Genomic DNA, 24,167 nt, shown 5'->3' with positions numbered 1-24,167 from the left:
TTACCCGGCTGTTTGTGGACGGCGGGATGGCACAAATCTAATCCAGATTGCGCCAGCAGCGGACGTTACGGCCCTCGCGAGAGGGCTGTAACGGCTGGGGACGTTCACATCCCTGCGTTGCCATCGGACAACGGTCGCGGAAAAAACAGCCTTCAGGCAGATGACGGTTGCCGGGAAGCTCCGTTTTGCGCAAGGCCAGATTTTCGTCCAGCGGTTCACCGGTGCGGGGGACCGAATCAAGCAACAGACGGGTATAGGGATGGCGCGGCGCGCCCAGAACCTGCGCGGCGCTGCCCAGCTCGACAATCTGCCCGAGGTACATCACCGCCACGCGATCGCTCATGTGCCTGACCACCGAGACGTTATGCGAGATTAACACGTAGGTCAGATTACGCTGCTGTTGTAGCGTCACCAGCAGGTTGAGGATCTGCGCCTGTACGGAGATATCCAGCGCGCTGGTGGGTTCATCGAGCACGATGATGTCCGGATCGGACGAGAGCGCCCGGGCGATGGCTATGCGCTGGCGCTGCCCGCCGGAGAAGGCGTGCGGAAGGCGGTCGAGATATTCCGGGCGAATACCCACCTGCAGCGCCAGGTGTTCAGCCAGCTGACGTCGCTCCCGCTCGCTGCTGCGTTTTTGCACCCACACCGGCTCGGTGATGATGCGCCAGACCGGCAGGCGCGGGTCGAGCGAGGAGAGCGGATCCTGAAACACCATCTGCATACCGCCCGCGTGGGGCGTCCGCTGACATGCGCCGGTGCTGGGCTTAAGCATGCCCATCAGCAACTGGGCAAGCGTGCTTTTCCCGCAGCCGGATTCCCCGACAATACCGAGCGTTTCCCCGCGGCGGATCTGCAGGTCGAGCCCGTTGAGCGCATGCACCTGTTCCGTGACGCGCCCCAGCCAGTTTTTGCGCGCCGCGAAGTTCACGTGCACGCTATCCAGTTCCAGCAGTACATCAGACATGGGCTTTCTCCCGTTGTGGATACCAGCAGGCGGCCTGTTGGCCCTCTGCGCCAGAAGGGTGTAAGCGCGGCGTTTCGCTGCATTTCGCCCCGGCGGCAAAGCAGCGTTCGCGGAACGCGCATCCCTGCGGAAGCTGGCTGAGGTTAGGCACCGTACCGGGGATGGCGGGGAGCAGGTCGCGCGGCTGGCCGTTTTCCGGGGCGCACTGCAACAGGCCAATGGAGTAGGGATGCACGGGCTGGTGGATCAGCGTTTGTGTGGATCCGCTCTCGATCACGCTGCCGGCATACATTACATACACTCTGTCGCAGAGCTGCGACACCACAGCCATATCATGGCTGATAAACAGCACCGAGGTGCCGCTGGCCCGCGCCTTATGCTTCAGCAAGCGCAGCACCTGCAGCTGGACGGTGACATCCAGCGCGGTGGTGGGTTCGTCGGCGATAATCAGCTCCGGCTCGCAGGAGAAGGCAAGGGCGATCATCACCCGCTGGCGCATACCGCCTGAGAGTTCAAAGGGATAGCGCGCCATCACCGCCTTCGCGTCCGGGATCTGCATCTCTTCCAGCAGGCTCATCGCCTTCTGCTGCGCCTCGCGCCGCGAAAGCGGCTGATGCTGGCGGATCACTTCCACCATCTGTTTGCCTATCCGACGCGTCGGGTTGAGGGCGGTCATCGGCTCCTGAAAAATCATCGCCACCCGGGCACCGCGCCACTGACGAAGCTGTTTCGCGGAGGCCGTCAGGACATTTTCGCCGAGTAACTTCACCTGGCCATGATGAATACGATAGCTGCCCTCCGGCAGCAGCCGCATGGCGAGCATGGCGGTCACGGACTTGCCCGATCCCGATTCGCCCACCACGCCGACAATTTCCCCCCTGTTAATCTCCAGCGAGACGTGGTTCAGCGCGTGGACCTCCCCGCGAAAAATCGGAAAGCTCAGGTGCAGGTCTTCAATGCGTAATACCGGTTCGGTCATCACTGTTTTCCTCCCGATTTCGGATCCAGCAGATCGCGGATGCCATCGCCAAACAGGTTAAAGCCCACGGCGGTAATCAAAATCGCCGCTCCGGGAAATGCGCAGTACCACCACTGGTCCAGAACGTAATTGCGGCCCACGGCCACCATCGCGCCCCATTCGGCGGTGGGCTGCTGCGCGCCGAGGCCAATAAACCCGAGCGTGGCGGCCATCAGAATGGCGCTGCCGATGTCCAGCGAAGCCTGCACAATCAGCGGCGGCAGGGCGTTGCGCAGGATATGCCAGCTGATCAAATGCCAGCGGGATGCGCCGAACGTGCGGGCGGCCTGAACGTAGGTAAACTGGCGCACCACCAGGGTTTGCCCGCGCGCCAGGCGCACGTAAAACGGAATGCGGACAATCGCAATCGCCAGCATGGCGTTAAACAGGCTCGGCCCGAGCGCTGCCGCCAGCGCCATGGTCAGCACCAGGGAAGGAATGGAGAGCATAATGTCCATCACCCGCATAATAATGGCGTCGCCGCGCCCGCCCAGTACGCCGGACAAACAGCCCACCAGCGAGCCAATGCCTCCTGCAATCACCACCACCGCCAGTCCGGCGGTAATGGACTGCTGGCTGCCCGCCAGTACGCGGCTGAACAGATCCCGTCCCACCTCATCGGTGCCAAACCAGTGCTGCGCAGACGGCGCCTGCAGGCGAGCAGTCAGATCCAGCGCGTTCGGGTCATGCGGTACGATCCACGGTGCGGCCACCATAATGAAAAGCATCACCAGCATAATGACGCCGCCAACGATCGTGAGCGGGCTTTGACGCAGCATCCAGAACAGCTTTGCCCAGTTGATACGTTGCCTGGCGCTCTTAACAGGGACGGACGTTTCCTGAGTCAACATCATTCGGCACCTCCGCGCCCGATTCGCGGGTCAATCCACAGGTAAAGCAGATCGACCACCAGATTAACCAGCACGTAGGCCAGCGAAACGACGACCGCAAAGCCCATCACGGCAGGGAAATCAAGCGCCTGAATGGACGTTACCACCCAGGCACCCATTCCCGGCCAGGCAAAAACGGTTTCGGTGAGTACGGCGCCGTAGAGGAGATCCCCCAGCGCCAGCCCCAACACGGTAATGGACGGAATCATTGCATTGGGCAGGGCGTAGCGCAGGACGATATACCAGCCGGGCAGGCCGCTGGCGCGGGCGGTGCGGATATAGTCCTCGCTAAGCTGCTCCAGCATCGCCGAGCGAACCTGACGCGCCACGATGCCGAGATGCACAAACGCCAGCGTCAGCGAGGGTAAAATCAGGTGCTGAAGCGCATTGAAAAAGACCTCGCCGTTGCCTTCCAGCAGCGCATCCAGCAGATAAAAACCGGTGACGTGTGTCGGCGGGTCGAGCCAGTCATCCAGCCTGCCGCCGCCGGGCAAAAGCTGCAGATGCCCGTAGAACAGCACAATGACGCCCAGACCGAGCCAGAAGGCCGGGGTGGAAATACCGGTCATCGCCATCAGCCGTACCAGATGATCCAGCCAGCGGTTACGGTATACCGCTGACAAAATCCCCAGCGGCACGCCGATGACCAGCGCCAGCAGCAGAGAACAGAAGGCCAGCTCCAGCGTGGCGGGGAAAAAGGCCTTCAGATCCTCGGCGACCGGACGTCCGGTACGAATGGAGATGCCTAAATCCCCATGGGCCAGAGCATTTACGTAGCGGCCAAACTGAACATACAGCGGCTGATCCAGCCCCAGCTGCTGGCGAATGTTCTGCACGATTTCGTCGCTGGCGCGGTCACCGGCCAGCAGACGAGCCGGATCGCCGGGGATCAGGTGCGAAATAATAAACGTGATAATACAGACACCGGCCACCACCAGGAGTAACCCCCAGCAGCGCTGGCGCACAATGCTCCAGAACGTCATACACTTTCCCCCGGCGAAACGGTTACTTACTCATGGTGGCGATGTTGAATACCTGTTCGAGCATCGGATTAAAGGTGAAGCCTTTGACCTCTTTGTTCATCGCCAGCTGGTAGTTCTTCTGGAACAGATAAACGTAGGCCGCCTCGTCAATCACCACCTTTTGCGCCTGCTGGTAATCTTTGGTGCGCTCCGCCTGGTCCGTGGTTTTCAGCGCGGCCTGCAGCAGCGAATCGACCTCTTTGTTCTCATAGAACGAACGGTTGCCCGGCAGCCCTTTTTTGTCTGATTCAAACCAGTAGTTCATGAACATGTACGGATCGGCAAAGTCCGGGCTCCAGTTACCGATGGCGATGTCGTAATCGCCTTTGCCGACGCGGTCGCGCATGGTGGCGTTGGCCAGTTTCTCCAGCTTGACGTTAATGCCGATCTTGCCAAGGCTGGCCTGGGTCGAGAGGGCAATAGGCTCCCAGTTCGGATCGTTATCCGAGTAGAGGAAGGTCAGGCTGGCGGGTTTGTCTTTCACCTTCTCCAGGGCCGCTTTGGCTTTGGCCTCGTCAAGGCTGTACTGCATGGCCGTGGCGTCATAGCCCCACATGCCTTCCGGGATCGGGCCACGCATCTGCTTGCCATTGCCGCTCAGAATGCCTTTGACCATGCCCTGATAGTCCGTCGCCCAGGAGACGGCCCGGCGTAAATCCACCTGGTTGAGCGGGGCTTTGCTGTTGTTGAGGTAGAGATAGGTCACGCGCAGGGAGGGGTATTCTGCGACGGCCACTTTCCCTTCCTGCTTCAGGGCCGCGAGCTGATCGACCGGCAGAGAATCAGCAATGTCCAGGTCGCCGCGGGAAAGCTGCAGCCGGCGGGAGGCGCTTTCACCGATGATTTTCACCGACACGCGCTTAAAGTGCGGCTTTTCGCCCGGCCAGTGGGGATTCGGTACCAGGATCAACTGCTGGCCTTTCTGCCAGCTTTTCAGCATGAACGGCCCGGAGCCGGCAGTGTTTTGCGCCAGAAATCCGCGCGCGTCGTCCGCGGCATTGGCCTTCAGCACCGCCGGGTTAATGATGGAGGCCCCGTCATTCGCCAGGGTGTAGAGGAAGGGGGCGAACGGCTGGCTGAGGGTGAATTTCACCGTGTGGTCATCAATGGCCTCCACTTTCAGGTCTTTCGGGAAGGCTTCAGACGGCCCCTGGCTGAGTTTCAGCAGGCGCTCAAAGGAGAGTTTGACCGCCTCGGCGGTGACCGGCGTGCCGTCGGAGAATTTGGCGTTATCCGCCAGGGTAAACGTCCACTCCTTCTGGTCGTCGGAGGCTTTCCAGCCCGTCGACAGATCGCCTTCCACCTCGGTCGAACCGGGCTTGTACTTGACCAGACGCTGGTAGGACGGATAGGTAACGGTCCAGTCGTTGTTATCAATGGTGATAGCAGGATCGAGCGTTTGCGGGTCGGCGGCTTTACCGATCGCCAGCATATCTTTCGGGACGGCGGCCAGCGCCAGCGGGGCGCTCAGGGCCAGCGTAGCGGCAATGATGGTCGAGAGAAGCGATGTTTTCATGGCAGTGCTCCAGGTTTAAAGAGAGGTGTGCGTCTGGGGAAAACAGGCAAAACGGTCTTCAAGCAGCGGGTAGCTGGCGGCGTTCGGCAGTTCGAAGTGCCACCATTCGCTGGCAATCCCGACAAAACCGCCGCCGAACATGATGGCGTTCAACAGCAGACGGTTGCGCTGGGCGTGCGGCGGCACAGAGGGGTGATACGGATGCGAACGGTCGTGCATTTCGTCAAAACCGGCCCCCATATCCAGCACGACGTTATGTTCGTCCATCAGCGTGACGTCGATGGCCGTACCGCGGCTGTGATTGGAGCCAATCGCCACGTCGACGACATATTCTGGGTTCGGGCAGGCATCCCACAGCCGGGCCTGGGCCTGCTGCGGTCGATAGGCGTCGTAGACCACCAGCTTGAGCCCGGCCAGCGCGGCAATGCTGATGGCTTTTGCCAGCGCGGTGGCGGCGTCGGTATGCAGCAGGCACAGCGCCTCCTGATAAATCGGGCGGCCGGTGATGTTGTCGGCGGTGGCGTATTTCAGATCGATATGCAGCGTGGGAAAGGTCTTCGCCACATCAATCAGTTGACTCTCTTCGGGCATAGCTCCGCTCCTTTAGCGTTCGAATTGTCCAAACTCTTGTTGTAATTCCCGGTTGACCGCCAGGCGCGCCGGAAGCGCATCACCCAGTGCTTCCACCACGCCCGATAGCAGCAGGTTGAACAGGCAGCTCACCGGGGCAAGGGAATCCCAGAAATGACCGGTATCGGTTTTCACCTGCAGCAAATCAAGCGGGTAATCCCGCGCCCAGGGGCACCAGATGTCGGTAATTAAGGCCAGCGGAATGCCTTTCTCGCTCGCGACGCGGCAGTACTGACGCGCCATCGCGGAGTAGGTGCGCGTATCGGTCAGCACGACGTAGGGATGCGCAAACCCCGAGTTCAGGGATTCAACCCAGCTCCCGGATGCGCCTTCGGAATAGCTCACCCGCGGACGAAGGTACTCGAGGTGGCTGAAGAAGGCGTTGGCGATCCCGCGCGTGGACTGGATCCCCAGCACAAACACCGCGTCGGCGTGAGCAAGGCTATGCACCACCTGGCGGAAGACGTCCGTTTGCGCCAGCTGGTACACCTGAGTGATGGCATCCACCTCCAGCGACAGAGCGTGCTGAAGACGGTTGGGCAGAGGGCGTTGCTGCTGCCAGGAGTCCAGCCGCTCGTTCATGCCCCAGGGCTGATATGGGTCGCGCAGGCTCTTTTTGGCATCTTCAAGATTGCGATACCCCAGCTTGCGCAGGAAGCGTCCGACGGTGATCCCGCTGGTTCCGCTCGCCAGACCGACGCTCTCCGCCGTTTCAAACGGGATCTGCGCGGCGTGCGCCAGCAGCCAGCTTGCAACCCGCTTTTCGCTGGGCGTTAGCTGGCTGAAGATCGCTTCGATACGATTCAACATCTCTGGTTTCGTCGTCATACCGCCTCGCTGTTAACTGGCTGTCAAAAGCCAGATTTCTGTTACCACGTTAACAATGCATGACGCGTGCCATATTCACAGGGCGGGTAAAACCCGCTGTGCGGTAAAATTCACGCAATATTTGTTTAACGAATGATCAACATTTGTGCAGCGTAGTTCACTTTTGGTGCACTGTCTGACACGGCAGGTATGAATTTGGTGAATACGTCAGCCTGTTCACATTTTTGATAAGATAGAGGCACTGTGAAGATAAAAGGGATCCCGGCATGGCGAATTTGCCCTGGCGTGTCAGCGTGCGCGTTATCGCGCTTGCAAAGAAAATGGCGATGGTTGTTGGGATCGTCGTGGTCGTCCTGCTGGCGGTGCGGGTGTATCTTTCGCAGCAGGGACCGGAACTGCACCTTTGGCACACCTGGCGGGCAGATGAAATGTCCGTGCGCGAGCTGGATAATGCCGATTTTGCCGGATATCTCACCCGGGTAAAGGCGATTTTCGCCGACCTGGATAACGCGGTAACGGCGAAAACAGGGCGTGAGGAGCAAACGCCGCTAAACCGTTATTATCGCCAGAGCCTGGTGTGGCCCGGTCAGTTTTCACCTGATGCCAACCGCTCATTTGTGCTGATGCCAGCCGGAAAGCCCCGCGGCGCGGTAGTACTGCTGCACGGGCTGACGGACTCGCCTTACAGCGTCAGGCATCTTGCCCTGAACTATCAGCAACACGGCTTCGTGGCCGTGGTTCCGCGCCTGCCCGGGCACGGCACCGCCCCCGGGGCGTTGACCGGCGTTGACTGGGAGATGTGGCTGGCGGCGACGCGGCTTGCCGTGCGGGAAGCCACGCGTCTGGCGGGAGAGAATGTGCCGTTGCATCTGGTGGGCTACTCCAACGGCGGAGCGCTGGCGATGAAATATGCCCTCGATGCGCTGGACGCGCCTGCGCTGCGAAAACCGCAGCAGGTGATACTGCTTTCGCCGATGATCGGCGTGACGGCCTTTGCGCGGTTCGCCGGTTTCGCCGGGCTCCCGGCGCTGCTGCCGGCATTTGCCAAAGCGGCGTGGCTGAATATCGCCCCGGAATATAACCCGTATAAATACAATTCTTTCCCGGTTAACGCCGCCCGCCAGTCGTGGCTGCTGACGAAAGCCCTGCAGGAGCAGATTGGCCGCGCGGCGCGGGAAAACAGGCTGGAGAATTTGCCGCCGGTGCTGGCGTTCCAGTCGGTGATGGATTCCACGGTCAGCACCCGCGCGGTGGTCACCGGTCTGTTTGACCAGCTTCCGGCAAACGGCAGCGAGCTGGTGGTGTTTGACATCAATCAGGCTGCCAGCTTCCGCCCGCTGTTCAAACCGTCGTCGTGGACGGCAACCTCGGCGCTGCTGCCGGTTGCACAGAGGCGTTACAGTGTCACGGTGATCACCAATGGGGACGAACACCGTTTCTCGGTGGTAGCGAAAACAACTCCGGCAGGCAGTACCCGCGAGACGGTCGTGCCGCTCGCCCAGTCCTTGCCGCAGGATGTTTATTCCCTGTCGCACGTTGCGGTGCCGTTCCCGCCGGATGACGATCTCTATGGCCGCGAGCCTGGCGTGAAAAACCACTACGGCATCAGTCTGGGGACAATTGCGCTGTGGGGAGAGACGTCCGTGCTGAGCGTCGGCAAAGAGGCGCTGATGCGGGTCACCTCGAACCCGTTTTATGACTATATGCTGGAGAGGATCAACAGCCGGATTGGGGACGGAGAGAAGTAACGTTCCCTTGCAGAGTACAGTTTGAACTCGTAAAAAATTTAATTTTTATCAGTTCGGTATTATCTAATATTAATCATACATCGAGTGGATATTTCTTAAGGAAAATGCTACTACAACACTTAATCTTAGATGTGATTTAAATAGGCAGAAAATCAGTTTTTTATAAGTTATTGATTTTGCTGTTGATTTTATTTGATGGACATTCAATTATCCAGGGGGGGACTTTTTCATTATATGATTATCTAAAGACTTATAAGAAGTTTTATTTAAATATCAGCAAATATGAAATGATGGCTTTAGTCCTTGAACCCACTTTGTCTTTTTAATATTTCTCAAATGATTCAGTTTAACCATGCAGCGCAAAGATTCATCGCCAACCGCAACTGACGGTCAACTGAAAATTTATTGTCTTGAAACGTTACTCCATACTGTTCATAAGAACCGAATTGCGAAGACATGGACTCAATTACTCTCGCGAAGCTATGAGCCTATAAGAGGACGCGAACGGCATTCTTATTAACGTTATCACTACTTATATCCTTGTTTTAGTGGTTCTTCTTGGTGGAAGAAATCGAAGATAGAACGCTGATTTTAGTTAAGGTAAGATGCGATAATTATTAACCCGCGAAATTAAAAGGACTTTCCATGGGCACAAACGAGAAGGCTGCGCCGGAAGATACCCGCTATTACCGGTATGAAATTATTGGAGACAATACCCACCGAACCAGTATTCACTGCACAGAAAAAGTCGTCCATTGCCGACGGGTGCCAGTCAGGGGGATCACGCTGACCGTAGGTGTCTTCTTTGACGGCACGGGGAACAACCGGGCGAATTCAGACGATCTGCGGCTGGCATATGCCCACTGCGCTGGTCTGGTCGGCGAGGATCGTGCCAGGGCGTGCGAGAAGTATGAAAAGCATGCCAGAGCAGGGTTGGGGAACGCCAGCTGGCAGGGCGGCATCACTAATATTTCGCGGCTGTTTGACCTTTATCAGCCTAGTGATGAACTCAACGACAGTGAGACAGAGGCGCAGGTAAAAATCTACGTCAGCGGCATCGGGACGGCGGACGGTGAAAGCGATTCTATGCTGGGAGCGGCGCTGGGCAGCAGCCTTATCCGGCAGTTTGAAGGGGTGGTGACGAAAACAGATGAGGCGCTTGACAAAATCAGCGCAGAGCTGACCCGTTTTATCAAACTCAACCGTGACAAAGTGGCGATTGCGAAGGTGCAGTTTGACGTGTTCGGTTTCAGCCGCGGAGCAGCGGCAGCGCGGCACTTCGCCAACCGGGTGATGAACCAGGACGCGGAGATAGCGGTGGCGATAGATAAAGGATTAGACCTGACAGGGCACCATGGAAAAGCGGCGGGAGAGGTACGCTTTCTGGGACTGTTTGACACGGTGGCGGCCATCGGGAGTTTGCTGAACTTCTACGGCATCAACGGGCGCAGCAACCCCGGCGTCAACCTCGAACTTCGTCCCTCGGTGGCGCAGAAGGTGTTTCAGATAAGCGCAATGCACGAGTGCAGATATAACTTCAGCCTGAACAGCATAGCGGGGATGTGGCCGGAACTGGCGCTGCCGGGTGCGCACTCGGATATCGGCGGAGGCTACAACGCGGGAGAGGATGAAATATCCCTGCTGACGATGCCGGACTTTGAAGTGATACCGGAAAGCTCGGATGAAATGCAGACGGCAGTATACCGTAAGGCGGAGAAGATGCGTCAGACGCTATATTCGCTGCCGGCGCTGAAGTACCTGATGCCGCATGGTGAGGTGGAGACGAAAATGATTTCGTGGCCACTGGTTAACCGGGATAAGGCACGGGCGTTTATTTTTGAGAAGAAATCCGGCGCGGCGGTATTTATGACTCGCCGGGCGGTGCCGAACGACTGGGAAAAGGTGAGCATGCGCGTGATGCTCGATGCGGCACAGGACGCCGGGGTTATTTTCGGGGATATTGACCCGCAAAACCCAGATACAACACTTCCTGCTGAGCTGGTTCTCCTGTGTGAGAAAGCGATAGCACAGGGGCGCGCAGTCCGGTTGGGCGTAGAGCCTGAGGGCTTTACTGCAGAGGATATGCGGACCATCGGGCGTTACCTGCACTGTTCAGCGAACTGGAACATCGACTCTGACCTGAGCCTGTGGGTGAATCCTTCATCAGGTGAGGTTTTCCTGCGAAACCACTATGCGCCGACGGATGAACGCTCCTTCGTGTGGCCGATGGCTCCGGCCAAAGGGTGGGTGCGGCCGGTATGGCGGATGGACGACCAGCAGCAGTGGGAAGACAGGGCGCGGGCGAATGCGGACGCGCTGTACGGACTTTTCTGAGGAGGCAGGGATGAAACGATTACCGCTGGTAGCGACCATGTTGGGTGTCATATTACTCGCCGGCTGCCACGATCGCCGGGAGGGAGTGAAGTCTTTGTTAGGGGATGGCGTGGAACAGTGGGGGCAGAAACTGCCTTACGATCACTGGCAGTTTAATTTTTTCTATCCCGTCAACCTGCCGGCACTGGTGACCATGGTGTATCTGGAGGACGGGGATATCCGGGAAAGTATTTTCCGGCGACTGGATCCCACAGAACCGAGCCAGAGTAGCGTGGGGACATGGAGCCAGCGCGTGGGTGGTTTTTCAGCCAATTTTAATATCAGCAAGGCGCTGCCTGTAAGGATGACGGTGTGCTGGGACTCGGTTATCGATAAAAAGGCGTACGAAACGGAGATCTGGTTCAGTCGGGAGACATGGCAGCAGATGCTCACAGCCTATCCTGATGCCTATAAGCCGGGAAAGACGTATTACCGGGATAATATGATTATCGGACTGGCACCGGGTGGAACGGTGCGGGTCTGGCTGGAGGATAACGGCGATCCTGTTGTGCTCCAGCATCCCGCCCGGCAGTTCACGCTGACAGGAAATGAAATGCTGATATGCAAAGGAGTCACGAAACATCCTGACGGGTATGTTTATTACGGAAAGACACCCGAATTCATCAAGGGAAAAAACTATCCGTATGGTAACTGGTAGGGAGGCTCTGTCCGGCGGGCCGCTGGCCCGGACGGCTGCACGACAGTTAACAACTAGGCACCGAAGAATGAGTGCACCTTCGTGTCGCCAGTAAAAGGGTGGGTGCGGACGGTGTGGCGGATGGATGACCAGCAACAGTGGGAAGACAGCGAGCGGGCGAATGCGGACGCGCTGGACGGACTTTTCTGAGGAGGCAGGGATGAAACGATTACCGCTGGTAGCGACCATGTTGGGTGTCATATTACTCGCCGGTTGCCACGATCGCCGACAGTTTAATTTTTTCTATCCCTTCAACCTGCCGGCACTGGTGAGTATATACCTGGCAAAGTAACCGGCTCGAGGTTTTCGGTAAGTTACGTTGCCTTAGACCAGACAAAGCCAGGTAACTTTAACGAACTATCATTTTCGATATCCAAACACACCTCTTGTGGCGTGAATATGTTAGGTCGCATTGATTAAGTATGTTAAACAGTAGCTTCAAGGCACCTTTCTCATCGGAACCCCTTTTGTGCTGACGACGCTAATCTACCGAAGCCAGTTAAATTTATCTCACCCGTCCACCGAACTGCGGGAGCTGGTCGAGCGCGCCAGGGGCCGCAACGCAAAGCTGAATATTACCGGTGTACTCCTGTCTAAAGGGAGCGATGTCCTGCAAATTCTCGAAGGTTCCGAAGAGAGCGTGGTCAGGCTGTTCCATACCATCCGTCAGGACCCGCGTCACAGCGGGGTGGTTGAACTGATGCGGGACTATGGCCCGCGCAGACGTTTTGAAAATGTCGGCATGCTGTTGTTCGATCTGCAAACCCAGTCGCCGAAAGAGGTGCTGCAGTCGGTTCTGCAATACAGCAAGCTGGACAGCTATCTTGTCTCCGACGATCGGGTGTTCAAATTCATTCAGACGTTTATCACCGGCAAACGTCCGTCTTCGTCGGGAACACGCTACGTCCCTGAAAAATGGACACTCGCCCCCGAAACCTTACCCTTTGGTGAGAGCCTGGGCCTGATTGCCGGTCAGCCCTGTCAGTTTGCGCTTCAGCCCATTGTCGAGCCCTCGGAAGGGACGATCAGCTCCCTTGAAGCCCTGATCCGCGGCAATGACGGCGGCAGCCCGGAGCATTTCTTCAGCACCCTCGACCCGGACAAAATCTACGAAGTTGATCTCCAGACAAAGGCGTATGCTTTTGCGCTGGCGGAAAAACTGGGGATTGGCAGCCATAAAATTGCGGTCAACCTGCTGCCCATGTCGCTGGTGAATGTGCCTGGTGCCGTCGAGTTTCTGGTCAATCAGATCAAACAACACGGGTTGCAGCCGGAGCAGGTGGTTATTGAAGTCACTGAGAACGAGATGATCTCCGGCTTCAACCAGTTCAACAGCGCCATTAAGCAGCTTCGCGGTGAGGGGGTTGGCCTGGCGATCGATGATTTTGGTTCCGGCTATGCCGGTCTTTCTCTGCTGACCCGTTTTCAGCCGGATAAAATTAAAATCGACCGGGAAATTGTCAGCGATATCCACCTCAGCGGCGTGAAGCAGGCGATTGTGCGCTCCATTATCAGCTGTTGCTCCGACCTTGAAATTACCCTGGTGGCCGAAGGGATCGAGAAGATAGAGGAGTGGTGCTGGCTCGAATCTGCCGGGATCCGCCGATTCCAGGGCTTTCTGTTTGCCCGTCCGCAGCTGAATGGCGTCGGTGATATTCACTGGCCGCATCTGATGCGTTAAGCCAAATTTCCTTCCCGTTATTTCCCCTTTGCCTGGCCTGTGCTTAAATAGCTAAAACGGTTTAACAATGTTTAGCTTAGAGGGTCACATGAAAAAAATCTGGGTACTTGGCGATGCAGTGGTGGATCTGCTGCCGGATGGAGAAGGCCGGCTACTGCAATGTCCTGGCGGGGCACCGGCAAACGTTGCAGTCGGAATTGCCCGACTGGGCGGCCAGAGCGCCTTTATCGGCCGGGTTGGCGACGATCCTTTCGGGCGTTTTATGTATCAGACGCTGGCGAAGGAGCGGGTCGATGTTAAGCAGATGCGCCTTGACCCGGCACACCGCACCTCGACGGTGGTGGTCGATCTGGACGACCACGGCGAGCGTTCGTTTACCTTCATGGTGCGCCCGAGCGCCGATCTGTTTCTGGAACCCGCCGATCTGCCAGCGTTCAGCGCCGGGGAGTGGCTGCACGTCTGTTCCATCGCGCTCAGCGCAGAGCCGAGCCGTACTGCGACGTTTCAGGCAATGGCCGCCATCCGCGAGGCGGGCGGTTACGTCAGTTTCGACCCAAATATTCGCCCGGATCTCTGGCCGGATGAGAACGCCCTGCATAGCTGCCTGGAGCAAGCCCTGCAACGCGCCGACGTGGTAAAACTCTCGGTCGAAGAGCTGGCCTTTTTCACCGGCTGTGCGCAGGTAAACGACGGTCTGGAGGCGTTGATGCAGCGCTGCCCGGCGCGGCTGGTGCTGGTCACCCAGGGTAAAACGGGCGTGACGGCCTGGCATGAAGGTAGCGTAAAACACTATCCGGCCACGCCCGTTCAGTGCGTCGATACCACCGGCGCGGGGGACGCCTTCGTGGCGGGCCTGCTCTACGGCCTGGCCGTCGGGCAGGACCTGACGCCGGTTATCGCCCTGGCCCAGCGCTGCGGCGCGTTAGCCACTACCGCCAAAGGGGCAATGACCGCATTGCCCTGGCAGCACGAGCTGTAATTCCTCCCTTCACTGGCCGCCAGTCGGCGGCCTGAATTGTCGCCTCGATCACACTTACTAAAACGGTTTAGCAAAAAAGATTGCCGATCCAAAATTCACAGGTTTAGTATCAGCAACCTAAACCGGTTTAGCAATTTAGCACGTTTAATGACTTCTTTTAGGGATGCGACAAAATGTATAAAAAACGCAGACTTGCCGTGATGATAGGCATGCTGGCCGGCAGTACCTCTGTTTTTGCCCAGACCGATATGTCCAGTATCGAAGCGCGCCTTGCCGCAATGGAGCAGCGCCTCCAGGATGCGGAAACGCGTGCCCAGGTGGCAGAGAAACGCGCCACGGCGGCAGAACAAAAAACACAGCAGCTGGTGGCCGCGCAGCAGCAGGCGCAAACGACAACCCAGGAGGTGGCGCAGCGCACCACCGCGCTGGAGAAGAAGGCGGATCAAAGCGGCGGGTTTGAGTTTCACGGCTATGCCCGTTCGGGCCTGCTGATGAACGATGCCGCCTCCAGCAGCAAAAGCGGTCCTTACCTGACGCCAGCCGGCGAAACCGGCGGTGCAGTAGGGCGTCTGGGTAACGAAGCCGATACCTACGTTGAACTGAACCTGGAGCATAAACAAACCCTGGATAACGGGGCGACCACGCGCTTCAAAGCGATGCTGGCCGACGGTCAGCGAACCTATAACGACTGGTCTGCCGATACCAGCGATCTCAATATTCGTCAGGCCTTCGCGGAGCTGGGCAACCTGCCTGATTTTACCGGCGCGCTGAAGGGCAGTACCTTCTGGGCGGGTAAACGCTTTGACCGCGACAACTTTGACATCCACTGGCTGGATTCCGACGTGGTGTTCCTGGCCGGTACCGGTGGCGGCGTCTACGACGTGAAATGGAACGATTCGCTGCGTAGCAACTTCTCCATCTATGGCCGCAACTTCGGCAGCGTGGAGCAGACCGACAACAACGTTCAGAACTATATCCTCAGCATGAACCACTTCGCCGGCCCGTTCCAGCTGATGGTGAGCGGCCTGCGGGCGAAAGATAACGACGACCGCAAAGACACCAACGGCGATCTTATAAAGACGGACGCCGCCAATACCGGCGTGCATGCCCTGGTGGGGTTACATAATGAGAGCTTCTATGGCCTGCGTGAAGGGACGGCCAAAACGGCGCTGCTGTATGGTCACGGGCTGGGTGCAGAGGTGAAAAGCATCGGCTCTGACGGCGCTTTGCTGTCTGAAGCGGATACCTGGCGCTTTGCAAGTTACGGTGTCACGCCCATCGGTGGTGGCTGGAGCATTGCGCCTGCCGTGCTGGCGCAAAGCAGTAAAGACCGCTACGCCAAAGGCGATAGCTATGAGTGGGTAACGCTCAACACCCGTCTGATTAAAGAGGTGACGCAGAATTTCGCGCTGGCGTTTGAGGGCAGCTATCAGTACATGGATTTAGATCCGCAAGGCTATAAGGACCGTAACGCCGTCAACGGCAGTTTCTACAAGCTGACCTTTGCACCGACGTTAAAAGCGAGCAAGATCGGCGACTTCTTTAGCCGTCCTGAGCTGCGCCTGTTTGCCACCTGGATGGACTGGAGCAGCAAACTGGACAATTACGTCAGCGATGATGCCTTTGGCAGCAGCGGCTTCAACGCCGGCGGGGAATGGAACTTTGGGGTCCAGATGGAAACCTGGTTTTAACCCATCCCGCTCCCGCCTGGCGGGAGCGGTTTAAACATCATAAAAAATGAAGTCAGGCAGAGGTATCTATGGATTTTGATAATATCGCCCGCGCGCTTATTCCGCTGCTCGGTGGCAAAGAGAACATCGCCAGCGCGGCTCACTGCGCAACGCGTCTTCGTCTGGTGCTGGTTGATGACGCGCTTGCCGATCAGCAGGCTATCGGCAAGGTCGACGGCGTAAAAGGCTGTTTTCGTAATGCCGGGCAGATGCAGGTGATTTTTGGTACGGGCGTGGTTAACAAAGTGTACGCCGCGTTTATCCGGGCGGCGGGGATCAGCGAATCCAGTAAATCAGAAGCCGCGGATCTGGCGGCGCGCAAGCTTAACCCGTTCCAGCGCATTGCCCGTCTGCTCTCCAACATTTTTGTGCCGATCATTCCCGCGATTGTGGCGTCCGGTCTGCTGATGGGCCTGCTCGGCATGGTGAAAACCTACGGCTGGGTCAATGCGGATAACGCCCTCTACATCATGCTGGACATGTGCAGCTCCGCGGCGTTTATCATTCTGCCTATTCTGATCGGCTTTACCGCCGCGCGAGAGTTTGGCGGTAACCCGTATCTTGGCGCAACGCTTGGCGGCATTCTGACCCACCCGGCGCTGACCAACGCCTGGGGTGTGGCGTCGGGCTTCCACACCATGAATTTCTTCGGTCTTGAGATCGCGATGATTGGCTATCAGGGCACGGTATTCCCGGTGCTGCTGGCCGTCTGGTTTATGAGCATCGTGGAGAAAAATCTGCGCCGCGTGATTCCGGACGCCTTAGACCTGATCCTGACGCCGTTCCTCACCGTGGTGATCTCCGGCTTTATAGCGTTGCTGATTATCGGTCCGGCAGGGCGCGCCCTGGGGGACGGCATCTCCTTTATTCTCAGCACCCTTATTGCCCACGCGGGCTGGCTGGCGGGACTGCTGTTTGGCGGACTTTACTCGGTGATTGTGATCACCGGTATTCACCACAGCTTCCACGCCATCGAAGCCGGGCTGCTGGGCAATCCATCGATTGGCGTTAACTTCCTGCTGCCTATCTGGGCCATGGCGAACGTGGCGCAGGGCGGTGCCTGTCTGGCGGTGTGGTTTAAAACCAAAGATGCCAAAATCAAAGCCATTACGTTGCCATCGGCGTTTTCTGCGATGCTGGGCATCACCGAAGCGGCTATTTTTGGTATCAACCTGCGCTTCGTTAAGCCGTTTATCGCCGCGCTGATTGGCGGCGCGGTGGGCGGTGCCTGGGTGGTGTCAGTGCATGTCTACATGACCGCCGTCGGGTTGACCGCCATTCCGGGCATGGCCATTGTGCAGGCCAGCTCGCTGCTGAACTATATTATCGGCATGGTGATTGCCTTCGGCGTGGCGTTTACCGTCTCACTGCTGCTGAAATATAAAACGGACTCTGAATAATGAAGTTACCTTCCCGCTGGCCTGCGATCCTGCAGGCCGTTATGCAAGGTCAGCCGCGGGCGCTCGCGGACAGCCATTATCCGCAATGGCACCCCGCGCCGGTGACGGGGCTAATGAACGACCCGAACGGGTTTATCTGGTTTGCCGGACGCTACCACCTGTTTTATCAGTGGAACCCGCTGGACTGCGAGCACCGCTTTAAGTGCTGGGGGCACTGGAGCTCTGCGGACCTGGTGCACTGGCGGCACGAGCCGCTGGCGCTCATGCCGGATGAAGAGTATGACCGCAACGGCTGCTATTCCGGTAGCGCCGTGGATAACGCGGGCGTATTGACCCTGTGTTACACCGGCAACGTCAAGTTTGACGACGGCAGCCGCACCGCCTGGCAGTGCCTGGCCGTGGAACAGCCGGATGGAACCTTCAGGAAGCTGGGACCGGTGCTGGCGCTGCCGGAAGGCTACACCGGCCACGTGCGCGACCCGAAGGTGTGGCAGCACGACGGGATGTGGTACATGGTGCTTGGCGCACAGGATATGCAAAAGCGCGGCAAGGTGCTGCTGTTTAAGTCAGCCGATTTGCACGCCTGGCAATCCTGTGGGGAGATCGCCGGTCACGGCGTCAACGGCCTGTCGGATGCAGGGTATATGTGGGAGTGCCCGGACCTGTTTGCCCTCGACGGGACGCACGTCCTGATCTGCTGCCCGCAGGGGCTGGCGCGCGAGCCACATCGCTACCTCAACACCTATCCGGCCACCTGGATGAGCGGGGCGTTTGACTCTTCCACCGCCCGGTTTGATCACGGCGAGCTGCACGAACTGGATGCGGGCTTTGAGTTCTACGCCCCGCAAACCACGCTGGCGGAAGACGGTCGCCGTATTCTGATCGGCTGGATGGGCGTACCAGACGGGGAAGAGATGCTGCAGCCCACGCGGGCGCACGGCTGGATGCACCAGATGACCTGTCCGCGCGAATTACGGTACCGCGACGGCAGGCTCTGGCAGATCCCGGTGCGTGAGCTGGCGGCGCTGCGCGAAGATGAACACAACTGGCAGGGGTGCGCCAGCGCCGCGCCCGTACTCGACGCGACGCGCATGGAGTTTGAGCTGAGCACTTCGCAGGTGATTGTCGATTTTGCCGGCGCGCTGCGCCTCAGCGTCGATGGGCAGGGCCTGCGTCTGGAACGCGCGAGCCTGGAAACCGGTGAAACGCTGACCCGCTACTGGCAGGGCGACGTCCGTCATTTACGCGTTCTGTGCGACCGCTCCAGCGTTGAAATTTTCATCAACCACGGCGAAGGGGTGATGAGCAGCCGCTATTTTCCTGTCCATCCTGCCCGGGTGCGATTCGAAGGTGCGTCCGACATCACATTACGCTACTGGTCGTTGCGCACCTGCATGATAGAATGAGGGTTTTGGCAGCCGGATCTAAGTCGTTGTGAGAAAAACAAAACGCGTCACCATCAAAGACATCGCGGAGCTGGCGGGGGTGTCCAAAGCCACCGCCAGCCTGGTCCTGAACGGTCGCAGCAAAGAGCTTCGCGTGGCGGAAGAGACGCGCGAGCGCGTGCTGGCGATTGCAAAAGAGCACCACTATCAACCCAGCATTCACGCCCGTTCGCTGCGGGATAACCGCAGCCACACCATTGGTCTGGTGGTTCCGGAGATCACCAACTACGGTTTTGCCGTCTTTTCTCACGAGCTGGAAACGCTGTGCCGCGAGGCGGGCGTTCAGTTGCTGATCTCCTGCAGCGATGAAAACCCGGGACAGGAGACGGTGGTGGTGAACAACATGGTGGCGCGGCAGGTGGACGGGCTGATCGTGGCCTCCAGCATGCTTAACGACGCGGACTACCATAAGCTGAGCGAGCAGCTGCCGGTGGTCCTGTTTGACCGCCACATCAACGACAGCGCGCTGCCTCTGGTAATTACCGACTCCATTACCCCGACGACGGAACTGGTGGCGGACATTGCACGCCAGCATCCGGATGAATTCTATTTTCTGGGCGGCCAGCCCCGCTTATCCCCGACGCGCGACCGCCTGGAAGGGTTCAAACAAGGTCTGCGTGATGCCGGTGTGGAACTGCGTCCGGAGTGGATCATTCACGGCAACTATCACCCGAGCTCCGGTTACGAGATGTTTGCCGAACTTTGCGCCCGGCTGGGGCGTCCGCCGAAAGCGTTGTTCGCTGCCGCCTGCGGGCTGCTGGAAGGGGTGTTGCGCTATATGGGCCAACATAACCTGTTGCAAAGTGATATCAGGTTAGCCAGTTTTGACGATCACTATCTCTATGATTCGCTGACGATCCCCGTGGATACCATTCGCCAGGATAACCGCCAGCTGGCGTGGCACTGCTTTGATTTGATTAGCAAATTAATCGAAGGGGAGACGCCGCAGCCGTTGCAGCGCAAGCTCAATGCCACCCTGCAGCGACGCTATAAGTCAGCGAAATAGCCCGGTTCGATACTTCAATAACTTTAATTAATTTAAGTTTTGGAAGCGCCGATAACCATAAGGAATAATTCTCCTTGAGGTATTGGTTTATGTCGTTGAAAAAGTCGTCCCTGATTATCCTGTTCTCGCTGCTTTTCTTCTTTGTTGTCAGCACTGTCACCAGCGTTGGCCTCATCATTAAAAGTAATAATTCCCTGGATAACGTCAACAAAGAGATCCAGGTGGTGCTGTCCATTATTGACCCCATTAACCACAGCCGTACGTTGCGCGTTCGGGTGATGGAGTATGTGAAGATGGTGGAAGCGGGCAACGCGGCGGACGGGGCAGCAAAGCTGACCGCCGTGAAAGAGGCGCTGACCAAAGCGGACCACGCGTTTGCGGCCTTTATGGCGTCACCGCGCCTGAGCGATGAAGCGCCGCTGGTGAGTGCCTATCAGGATGCCTGGCAGAACTACCGCAACCAGGGGCTTGCGCCGCTGATTGATGCCGCTGCGGCACACGATGTCGCCAAATTTGACGCGCTGATCCCGGAAGTGTCCCGCCTCGATCGCCAGTACGAGATCGTTCTCGACCAGGTCCTTTCCGTGCACCAGAAATATGCCAAAAACCTGAATGAAGATGCGAGCAGTAACTTCGTCTCCGGCCTGGCGATCATTGCTGCAATCGCCAGCCTGTTTGTGGTGGTGATCATCGCCGTTAGCCTGCTGATGAAGCGCTTTGTCTTCGCGCCGGTCAACCTCGCGCGCGAGCACTGCAGCAAGATTGCGGCAGGTAAGCTGGACATTCCGGTGCCGGTGAAGGGGAGCGCACATAACGAAATCGATCATCTGATGAGCTCGATGGAGCAGATGCGTCAGGCACTGCTGTCAACCATCGCTCAGGTACGCGATGCGAGCCATACCGTGACGCACGCAGCTCAGGAGATTGCCTCCGGGAATATTGACCTGGCGTCACGTACCGAACAGCAGGCTTCCGCATTAACCCAGACGGCGGCCAGCATGGAAGAGCTGAGCGCGACGGTGGCGAACAACACCGACAATGTGTTCCAGGCCGGAAAACTGGTGCAGGACGCGGTGAAAAATGCCCACACCGGTGAAGCGGTGACCCGCGAAGTCATCGACACGATGAATACCATCGCCGCGAACTCGAAGCGCATCGAAGACATCACCAGCGTGATTAACAGCATCGCCTTCCAGACCAACATCCTGGCGCTGAACGCGGCGGTTGAAGCGGCGCGCGCCGGTACCCAGGGCCGCGGCTTTGCGGTCGTGGCCAGCGAAGTGCGCACCCTGGCACAGAAAAGTGCGGTGGCCGCCAAGGACATTGAGAGCCTGATTGCCCAGTCGGTTTCCAGCGTGAAAAACGGTGCGGAGCTGGTCAGCCGTTCAGGTGCGGTGATTGACGCGATTATTTCGTCGGTGAACAAAGTGAATACGCTGATGGAGCAGATCTCCGTCGCCTCTGAAGAGCAGAGCCGTGGGATTAGCCAGGTCGGGCAGGCGGTGACCGAGATGGACGGCGTGACCCAGCAGAACGCCGCGCTGGTGCAGCAGTCCGCCGCGGCAGCGGCCTCGCTGGAAGAGCAGGCGCAGCAGCTATCGCGGAGTATTTCGAGTTTTAGTTTGCCGGTGCAGGGTTGATTGATGGTTTAAGGCTCCTGTAGGGGCCTTTTTGAGGTATAGCATGGCTGGAAATTTACATACTACACCTTGAGGCTAAGGGTATTGATATGAAATATGAGGATGAATCGTGTGTAGAATAAAACGTTTGGCCTTCATTTTATCCCTCTTCAAAACTGGCAGTATTTGTTACAGTTGGGGGTTGTTTGAGCGATACGCATGGGGTGAACTTCATGGGATTGTATTATGTGCTAACATGATTATTGAATAATTTCTCCATCAGTGTTAGTTTCTTCATGTTTTCCAACTTATTCTAAAACCTTATCTCTGAGGGAATATCATGCATAGGATAATCCAGGCTCATCTGGAAAATTTCGCAAAAAGCTTTGGTGTTGAATCATTAGATCAAGATGTACAATTTGAAATGTTTTCAAACAAAGCTATTTTGACACCTCATATTTGCACTGACTTTGAACTTGATGATGTGACTACCAGTGAGTCTGATGATGGAACTGATGGGATAGCAATAATAATTGATGAAGAGCTATGCCTTTCCCCTGAAGATACAAACACTATCTTTGAAAAACCAAAGCGAAACCATGATGTTGAAATTCATTTCATTCAATCAAAAACTAGTGAGTCATATGACTTAGGTGATTTTTTAAAATTTAAGGAGTCTGTGCTAAAATTTGTCAACATCGAGGAGGAATATCAAGTTGTTGATGAATTGCAAAATAATGCCCGTAAAATATTTGATGTAACCATTAAAAATGTACCAAAAATCCGTGATGGAAAACCAAAAATATTTGTTAAATATGTTGCCACAGGTGTTTATAAATCACCAAAAGAACTGGAGTTGGCAAAAAAAAGATTTACTTCTGAACTAGACGATCTTGGTTTTTTTTCAGAGGTGAATATAGAGTTTATTGATCGCGATAAATTAACAAAGTTGTGGGTAAGTACTTATTCCAATATAAATGCAGAACTTCCAACCTTTAGTTTAGCACCTCTGCCTTCAATAAACGGAATCGACGAGGCTTATCTTGCTGTTGTGAAAGCTGAAGACTATGTAAATAATCTTTTGTTAACTGAAGATGGTACTCTGAGAGGTCACGTTTTCTTTGAGAATGTAAGATCATTCCTCGGTGTTGATAATAGTGTTAACGCCAAAATTGCCGAAACGATAAGAAATAAAGAAGCCGCATCAAGATTTCCTGTTCTAAATAATGGGATTACTATTGTTAGCCCTGACGTGAGGGTGCAGAACAATAACATTCACCTCGAAAATTTCCAAGTGGTTAATGGATGTCAAACATCCAATGTTCTGTATGAATACAGGGAAATTTTGGACAGTAATATGATGCTTAACTTGAAAATAGTTGAGACTTCAAACGAGGACGTTTTCTCTGAATTGGTAAGGGCTACAAACAGTCAGACTAAGGTTGATGAAAATCAGTTTCTTTCTCTTAAACCAATAGCAAAAAAGGTTGAGGCTTATTTTGATTCTTTCGATGGAGAAGATGCACGGTTATATCTGGAAAGGCGTGATAGACAGTTTGCAGGCCGTGATATACCAGCAATAAGAATATTTCCACTGCATCTTGCTGTTAAATGCGTAGCTTCAGTTTTCTTTAGAAGACCTGATCTTGCGTATCGGTATCCACAGCGTATGTATGAGCAACTTGCTGAAAAGATTTTTGCTGATGACATTAAAGAAGTTGTTTACTATACGGCTTGTTTGGCTCTTTATCGTTTTAATCTTTTAACTTCGAACGCTGATATTCCTCAAAATATTAGAAAATACAAATGGCATATTATAGCGATTGCTTGCATATTAGTCGGTGGGAAAGTTGCGCCAAAGCCAAACTCTAAAAAAATGGAGTCATATTGCAAAAAGATCATTGATAAATTCTCAAAGCATGATGCGGATGTTGTAGCTCTATTCGGTAGGGCTGTTGGAATAGTTACTGCTACTAACGATCTCTCTGATGAAAAGATGAAACGGCAATCGTCACTTGAAGATTTGATAAAAGAAATTTAAGGAATGCCCGCTTGGGCTGTTACCCAAGCGGGCATTTCTGCTTAAGATAACTAGGGAAAGTCCACAAAAATTTCCTTTCTCCAGCAATATTTCCCTCCCTCATCCGTCTACCTCATCACAAGCCATAATCAGTTACGTTAAACGAGGTAAACACCATGAGAGATTTTGAAATGCACGGCAGAGGTCACGGGCGCGGATTTGGTCGCCACCGTATGGGCAAGGGGTTAGTCATCGGCGCGGTGATTTTCATCGTGCTCGGCCTGCTGGTGATGTCCCTGTGGAACGCCTTGCTTCCGGCGATCATTGGCGTGAAGGCCATCGGATTCTGGCAGGCGCTGGGTATTCTGGTGCTAAGCCGCATTCTGTTCGGTGGACTGGGGTTCCGCCCGGGGATGTTCGGCGCGCACCGCCGGATGCACGAACGCTGGATGAACATGACGCCCGAGCAGCGCGAGGCGTTTATTCAGCAGCGCCGCGAAGGGTTTGGTCGTCACGGCCGCGGGCACTGCGGCTGGCACGGGCATCGTGACGATAAGCGCGACGACGCCACGCCAAAAGCGCCGGAAGCAGAGTGAGC

General features: G+C 56.2%; 20 protein-coding genes. 13 read left to right on the top strand and 7 right to left on the bottom strand.

The window, feature by feature from the left end; translation table 11 throughout:
- Positions 1 to 37: 37 nt before the first annotated feature.
- From C1N69_RS11440 to C1N69_RS11410, 7 genes are read right to left on the bottom strand one after another with little or no spacing between them, the layout of a single operon-like run.
- On the bottom strand, positions 38 to 967 hold the full coding sequence (locus tag C1N69_RS11440; protein WP_155031216.1) for an oligopeptide/dipeptide ABC transporter ATP-binding protein: 930 nt from the start codon (positions 965 to 967) through the stop codon (positions 38 to 40).
- Positions 960 to 1,946 carry an ABC transporter ATP-binding protein gene (locus tag C1N69_RS11435; protein ID WP_155031215.1) on the bottom strand — a complete coding sequence of 329 codons (987 nt, stop codon included), beginning with the start codon at positions 1,944 to 1,946 and terminating at the stop codon, positions 960 to 962. The genes C1N69_RS11440 and C1N69_RS11435 overlap by 8 nt, the downstream gene beginning before the upstream one ends.
- Positions 1,946 to 2,839: a D,D-dipeptide ABC transporter permease gene (ddpC, locus tag C1N69_RS11430; RefSeq protein ID WP_095440625.1), complete on the bottom strand. Its 894-nt coding sequence runs from the start codon at positions 2,837 to 2,839 to the stop codon at positions 1,946 to 1,948. Before ddpC ends, C1N69_RS11435 begins: the two co-directional genes overlap by 1 nt.
- Positions 2,836 to 3,858, bottom strand: coding sequence for an ABC transporter permease (locus tag C1N69_RS11425; RefSeq protein ID WP_047958649.1), 1,023 nt, complete (start codon positions 3,856 to 3,858; stop codon positions 2,836 to 2,838). Before C1N69_RS11425 ends, ddpC begins: the two co-directional genes overlap by 4 nt.
- Before the next feature lie 22 nt (positions 3,859 to 3,880).
- Positions 3,881 to 5,413, bottom strand: a complete 1,533-nt coding sequence (locus tag C1N69_RS11420) for an ABC transporter substrate-binding protein (protein ID WP_155031214.1) — start codon at positions 5,411 to 5,413, stop codon at positions 3,881 to 3,883.
- 15 nt (positions 5,414 to 5,428) lie between these two features.
- Complete coding sequence (gene ddpX / locus C1N69_RS11415) at positions 5,429 to 6,004, bottom strand: D-alanyl-D-alanine dipeptidase (protein WP_045285768.1); 576 nt, start codon at positions 6,002 to 6,004, stop codon at positions 5,429 to 5,431.
- 12 nt (positions 6,005 to 6,016) lie between these two features.
- Positions 6,017 to 6,871, bottom strand: a complete 855-nt coding sequence (locus C1N69_RS11410) for a MurR/RpiR family transcriptional regulator (RefSeq protein ID WP_155031213.1) — start codon at positions 6,869 to 6,871, stop codon at positions 6,017 to 6,019.
- 266 nt (positions 6,872 to 7,137) lie between these two features.
- Here C1N69_RS11410 and C1N69_RS11405 point away from each other — a divergent pair, with 266 nt between their 5' ends.
- The 13 genes from C1N69_RS11405 to C1N69_RS11345 all read left to right on the top strand — a co-directional run bounded on the left by C1N69_RS11405 (position 7,138) and on the right by C1N69_RS11345 (position 24,165).
- Positions 7,138 to 8,619 (top strand): alpha/beta hydrolase, encoded by a 1,482-nt coding sequence (locus C1N69_RS11405; protein ID WP_155031212.1) that lies wholly within the window; start codon positions 7,138 to 7,140, stop codon positions 8,617 to 8,619.
- A 645-nt stretch (positions 8,620 to 9,264) separates the two neighbouring features.
- Positions 9,265 to 10,953 carry a T6SS phospholipase effector Tle1-like catalytic domain-containing protein gene (locus C1N69_RS11400; RefSeq protein WP_155031211.1) on the top strand — a complete coding sequence of 563 codons (1,689 nt, stop codon included), beginning with the start codon at positions 9,265 to 9,267 and terminating at the stop codon, positions 10,951 to 10,953.
- Positions 10,954 to 10,963: 10 nt separating this feature from the next.
- Positions 10,964 to 11,650: a DUF2931 family protein gene (locus C1N69_RS11395; RefSeq protein WP_155031210.1), complete on the top strand. Its 687-nt coding sequence runs from the start codon at positions 10,964 to 10,966 to the stop codon at positions 11,648 to 11,650.
- Between the two features lie 199 nt (positions 11,651 to 11,849).
- Positions 11,850 to 11,981: a hypothetical protein gene (locus C1N69_RS23070; RefSeq protein ID WP_266153382.1), complete on the top strand. Its 132-nt coding sequence runs from the start codon at positions 11,850 to 11,852 to the stop codon at positions 11,979 to 11,981.
- A 177-nt stretch (positions 11,982 to 12,158) separates the two neighbouring features.
- Positions 12,159 to 13,370 carry a diguanylate phosphodiesterase gene (locus tag C1N69_RS11385; protein WP_155031209.1) on the top strand — a complete coding sequence of 404 codons (1,212 nt, stop codon included), beginning with the start codon at positions 12,159 to 12,161 and terminating at the stop codon, positions 13,368 to 13,370.
- Between the two features lie 88 nt (positions 13,371 to 13,458).
- Positions 13,459 to 14,349: an aminoimidazole riboside kinase gene (locus C1N69_RS11380; protein ID WP_155031208.1), complete on the top strand. Its 891-nt coding sequence runs from the start codon at positions 13,459 to 13,461 to the stop codon at positions 14,347 to 14,349.
- A gap of 173 nt (positions 14,350 to 14,522) precedes the next feature.
- On the top strand, positions 14,523 to 16,040 hold the full coding sequence (locus C1N69_RS11375) for a carbohydrate porin (RefSeq protein WP_155031207.1): 1,518 nt from the start codon (positions 14,523 to 14,525) through the stop codon (positions 16,038 to 16,040).
- A gap of 68 nt (positions 16,041 to 16,108) precedes the next feature.
- Positions 16,109 to 17,479: a sucrose-specific PTS transporter subunit IIBC gene (locus C1N69_RS11370; RefSeq protein ID WP_045285762.1), complete on the top strand. Its 1,371-nt coding sequence runs from the start codon at positions 16,109 to 16,111 to the stop codon at positions 17,477 to 17,479.
- Positions 17,479 to 18,885 (top strand): sucrose-6-phosphate hydrolase, encoded by a 1,407-nt coding sequence (locus tag C1N69_RS11365; protein ID WP_155031206.1) that lies wholly within the window; start codon positions 17,479 to 17,481, stop codon positions 18,883 to 18,885. The genes C1N69_RS11370 and C1N69_RS11365 overlap by 1 nt, the downstream gene beginning before the upstream one ends.
- A gap of 28 nt (positions 18,886 to 18,913) precedes the next feature.
- Entirely contained in the window at positions 18,914 to 19,930 is a 1,017-nt protein-coding gene (locus tag C1N69_RS11360) for a LacI family DNA-binding transcriptional regulator (RefSeq protein WP_095451278.1), read from the top strand.
- Between the two features lie 89 nt (positions 19,931 to 20,019).
- Positions 20,020 to 21,570 carry a methyl-accepting chemotaxis protein gene (locus C1N69_RS11355; RefSeq protein WP_155031205.1) on the top strand — a complete coding sequence of 517 codons (1,551 nt, stop codon included), beginning with the start codon at positions 20,020 to 20,022 and terminating at the stop codon, positions 21,568 to 21,570.
- Positions 21,571 to 21,889: 319 nt separating this feature from the next.
- Positions 21,890 to 23,590, top strand: coding sequence for an AIPR family protein (locus C1N69_RS11350; RefSeq protein WP_155031204.1), 1,701 nt, complete (start codon positions 21,890 to 21,892; stop codon positions 23,588 to 23,590).
- A gap of 155 nt (positions 23,591 to 23,745) precedes the next feature.
- Complete coding sequence (locus C1N69_RS11345) at positions 23,746 to 24,165, top strand: hypothetical protein (RefSeq protein WP_155031203.1); 420 nt, start codon at positions 23,746 to 23,748, stop codon at positions 24,163 to 24,165.
- Positions 24,166 to 24,167: the final 2 nt, after the last annotated feature.

Origin of the sequence: Enterobacter sichuanensis (assembly GCF_009036245.1) — a bacterium.
In the GTDB taxonomy this organism is placed as follows: domain Bacteria; phylum Pseudomonadota; class Gammaproteobacteria; order Enterobacterales; family Enterobacteriaceae; genus Enterobacter; species Enterobacter sichuanensis.
The sequence above is the reverse complement of the archived record's forward strand: the minus strand, read 5'-3'. Positions and strand labels throughout refer to the sequence as shown.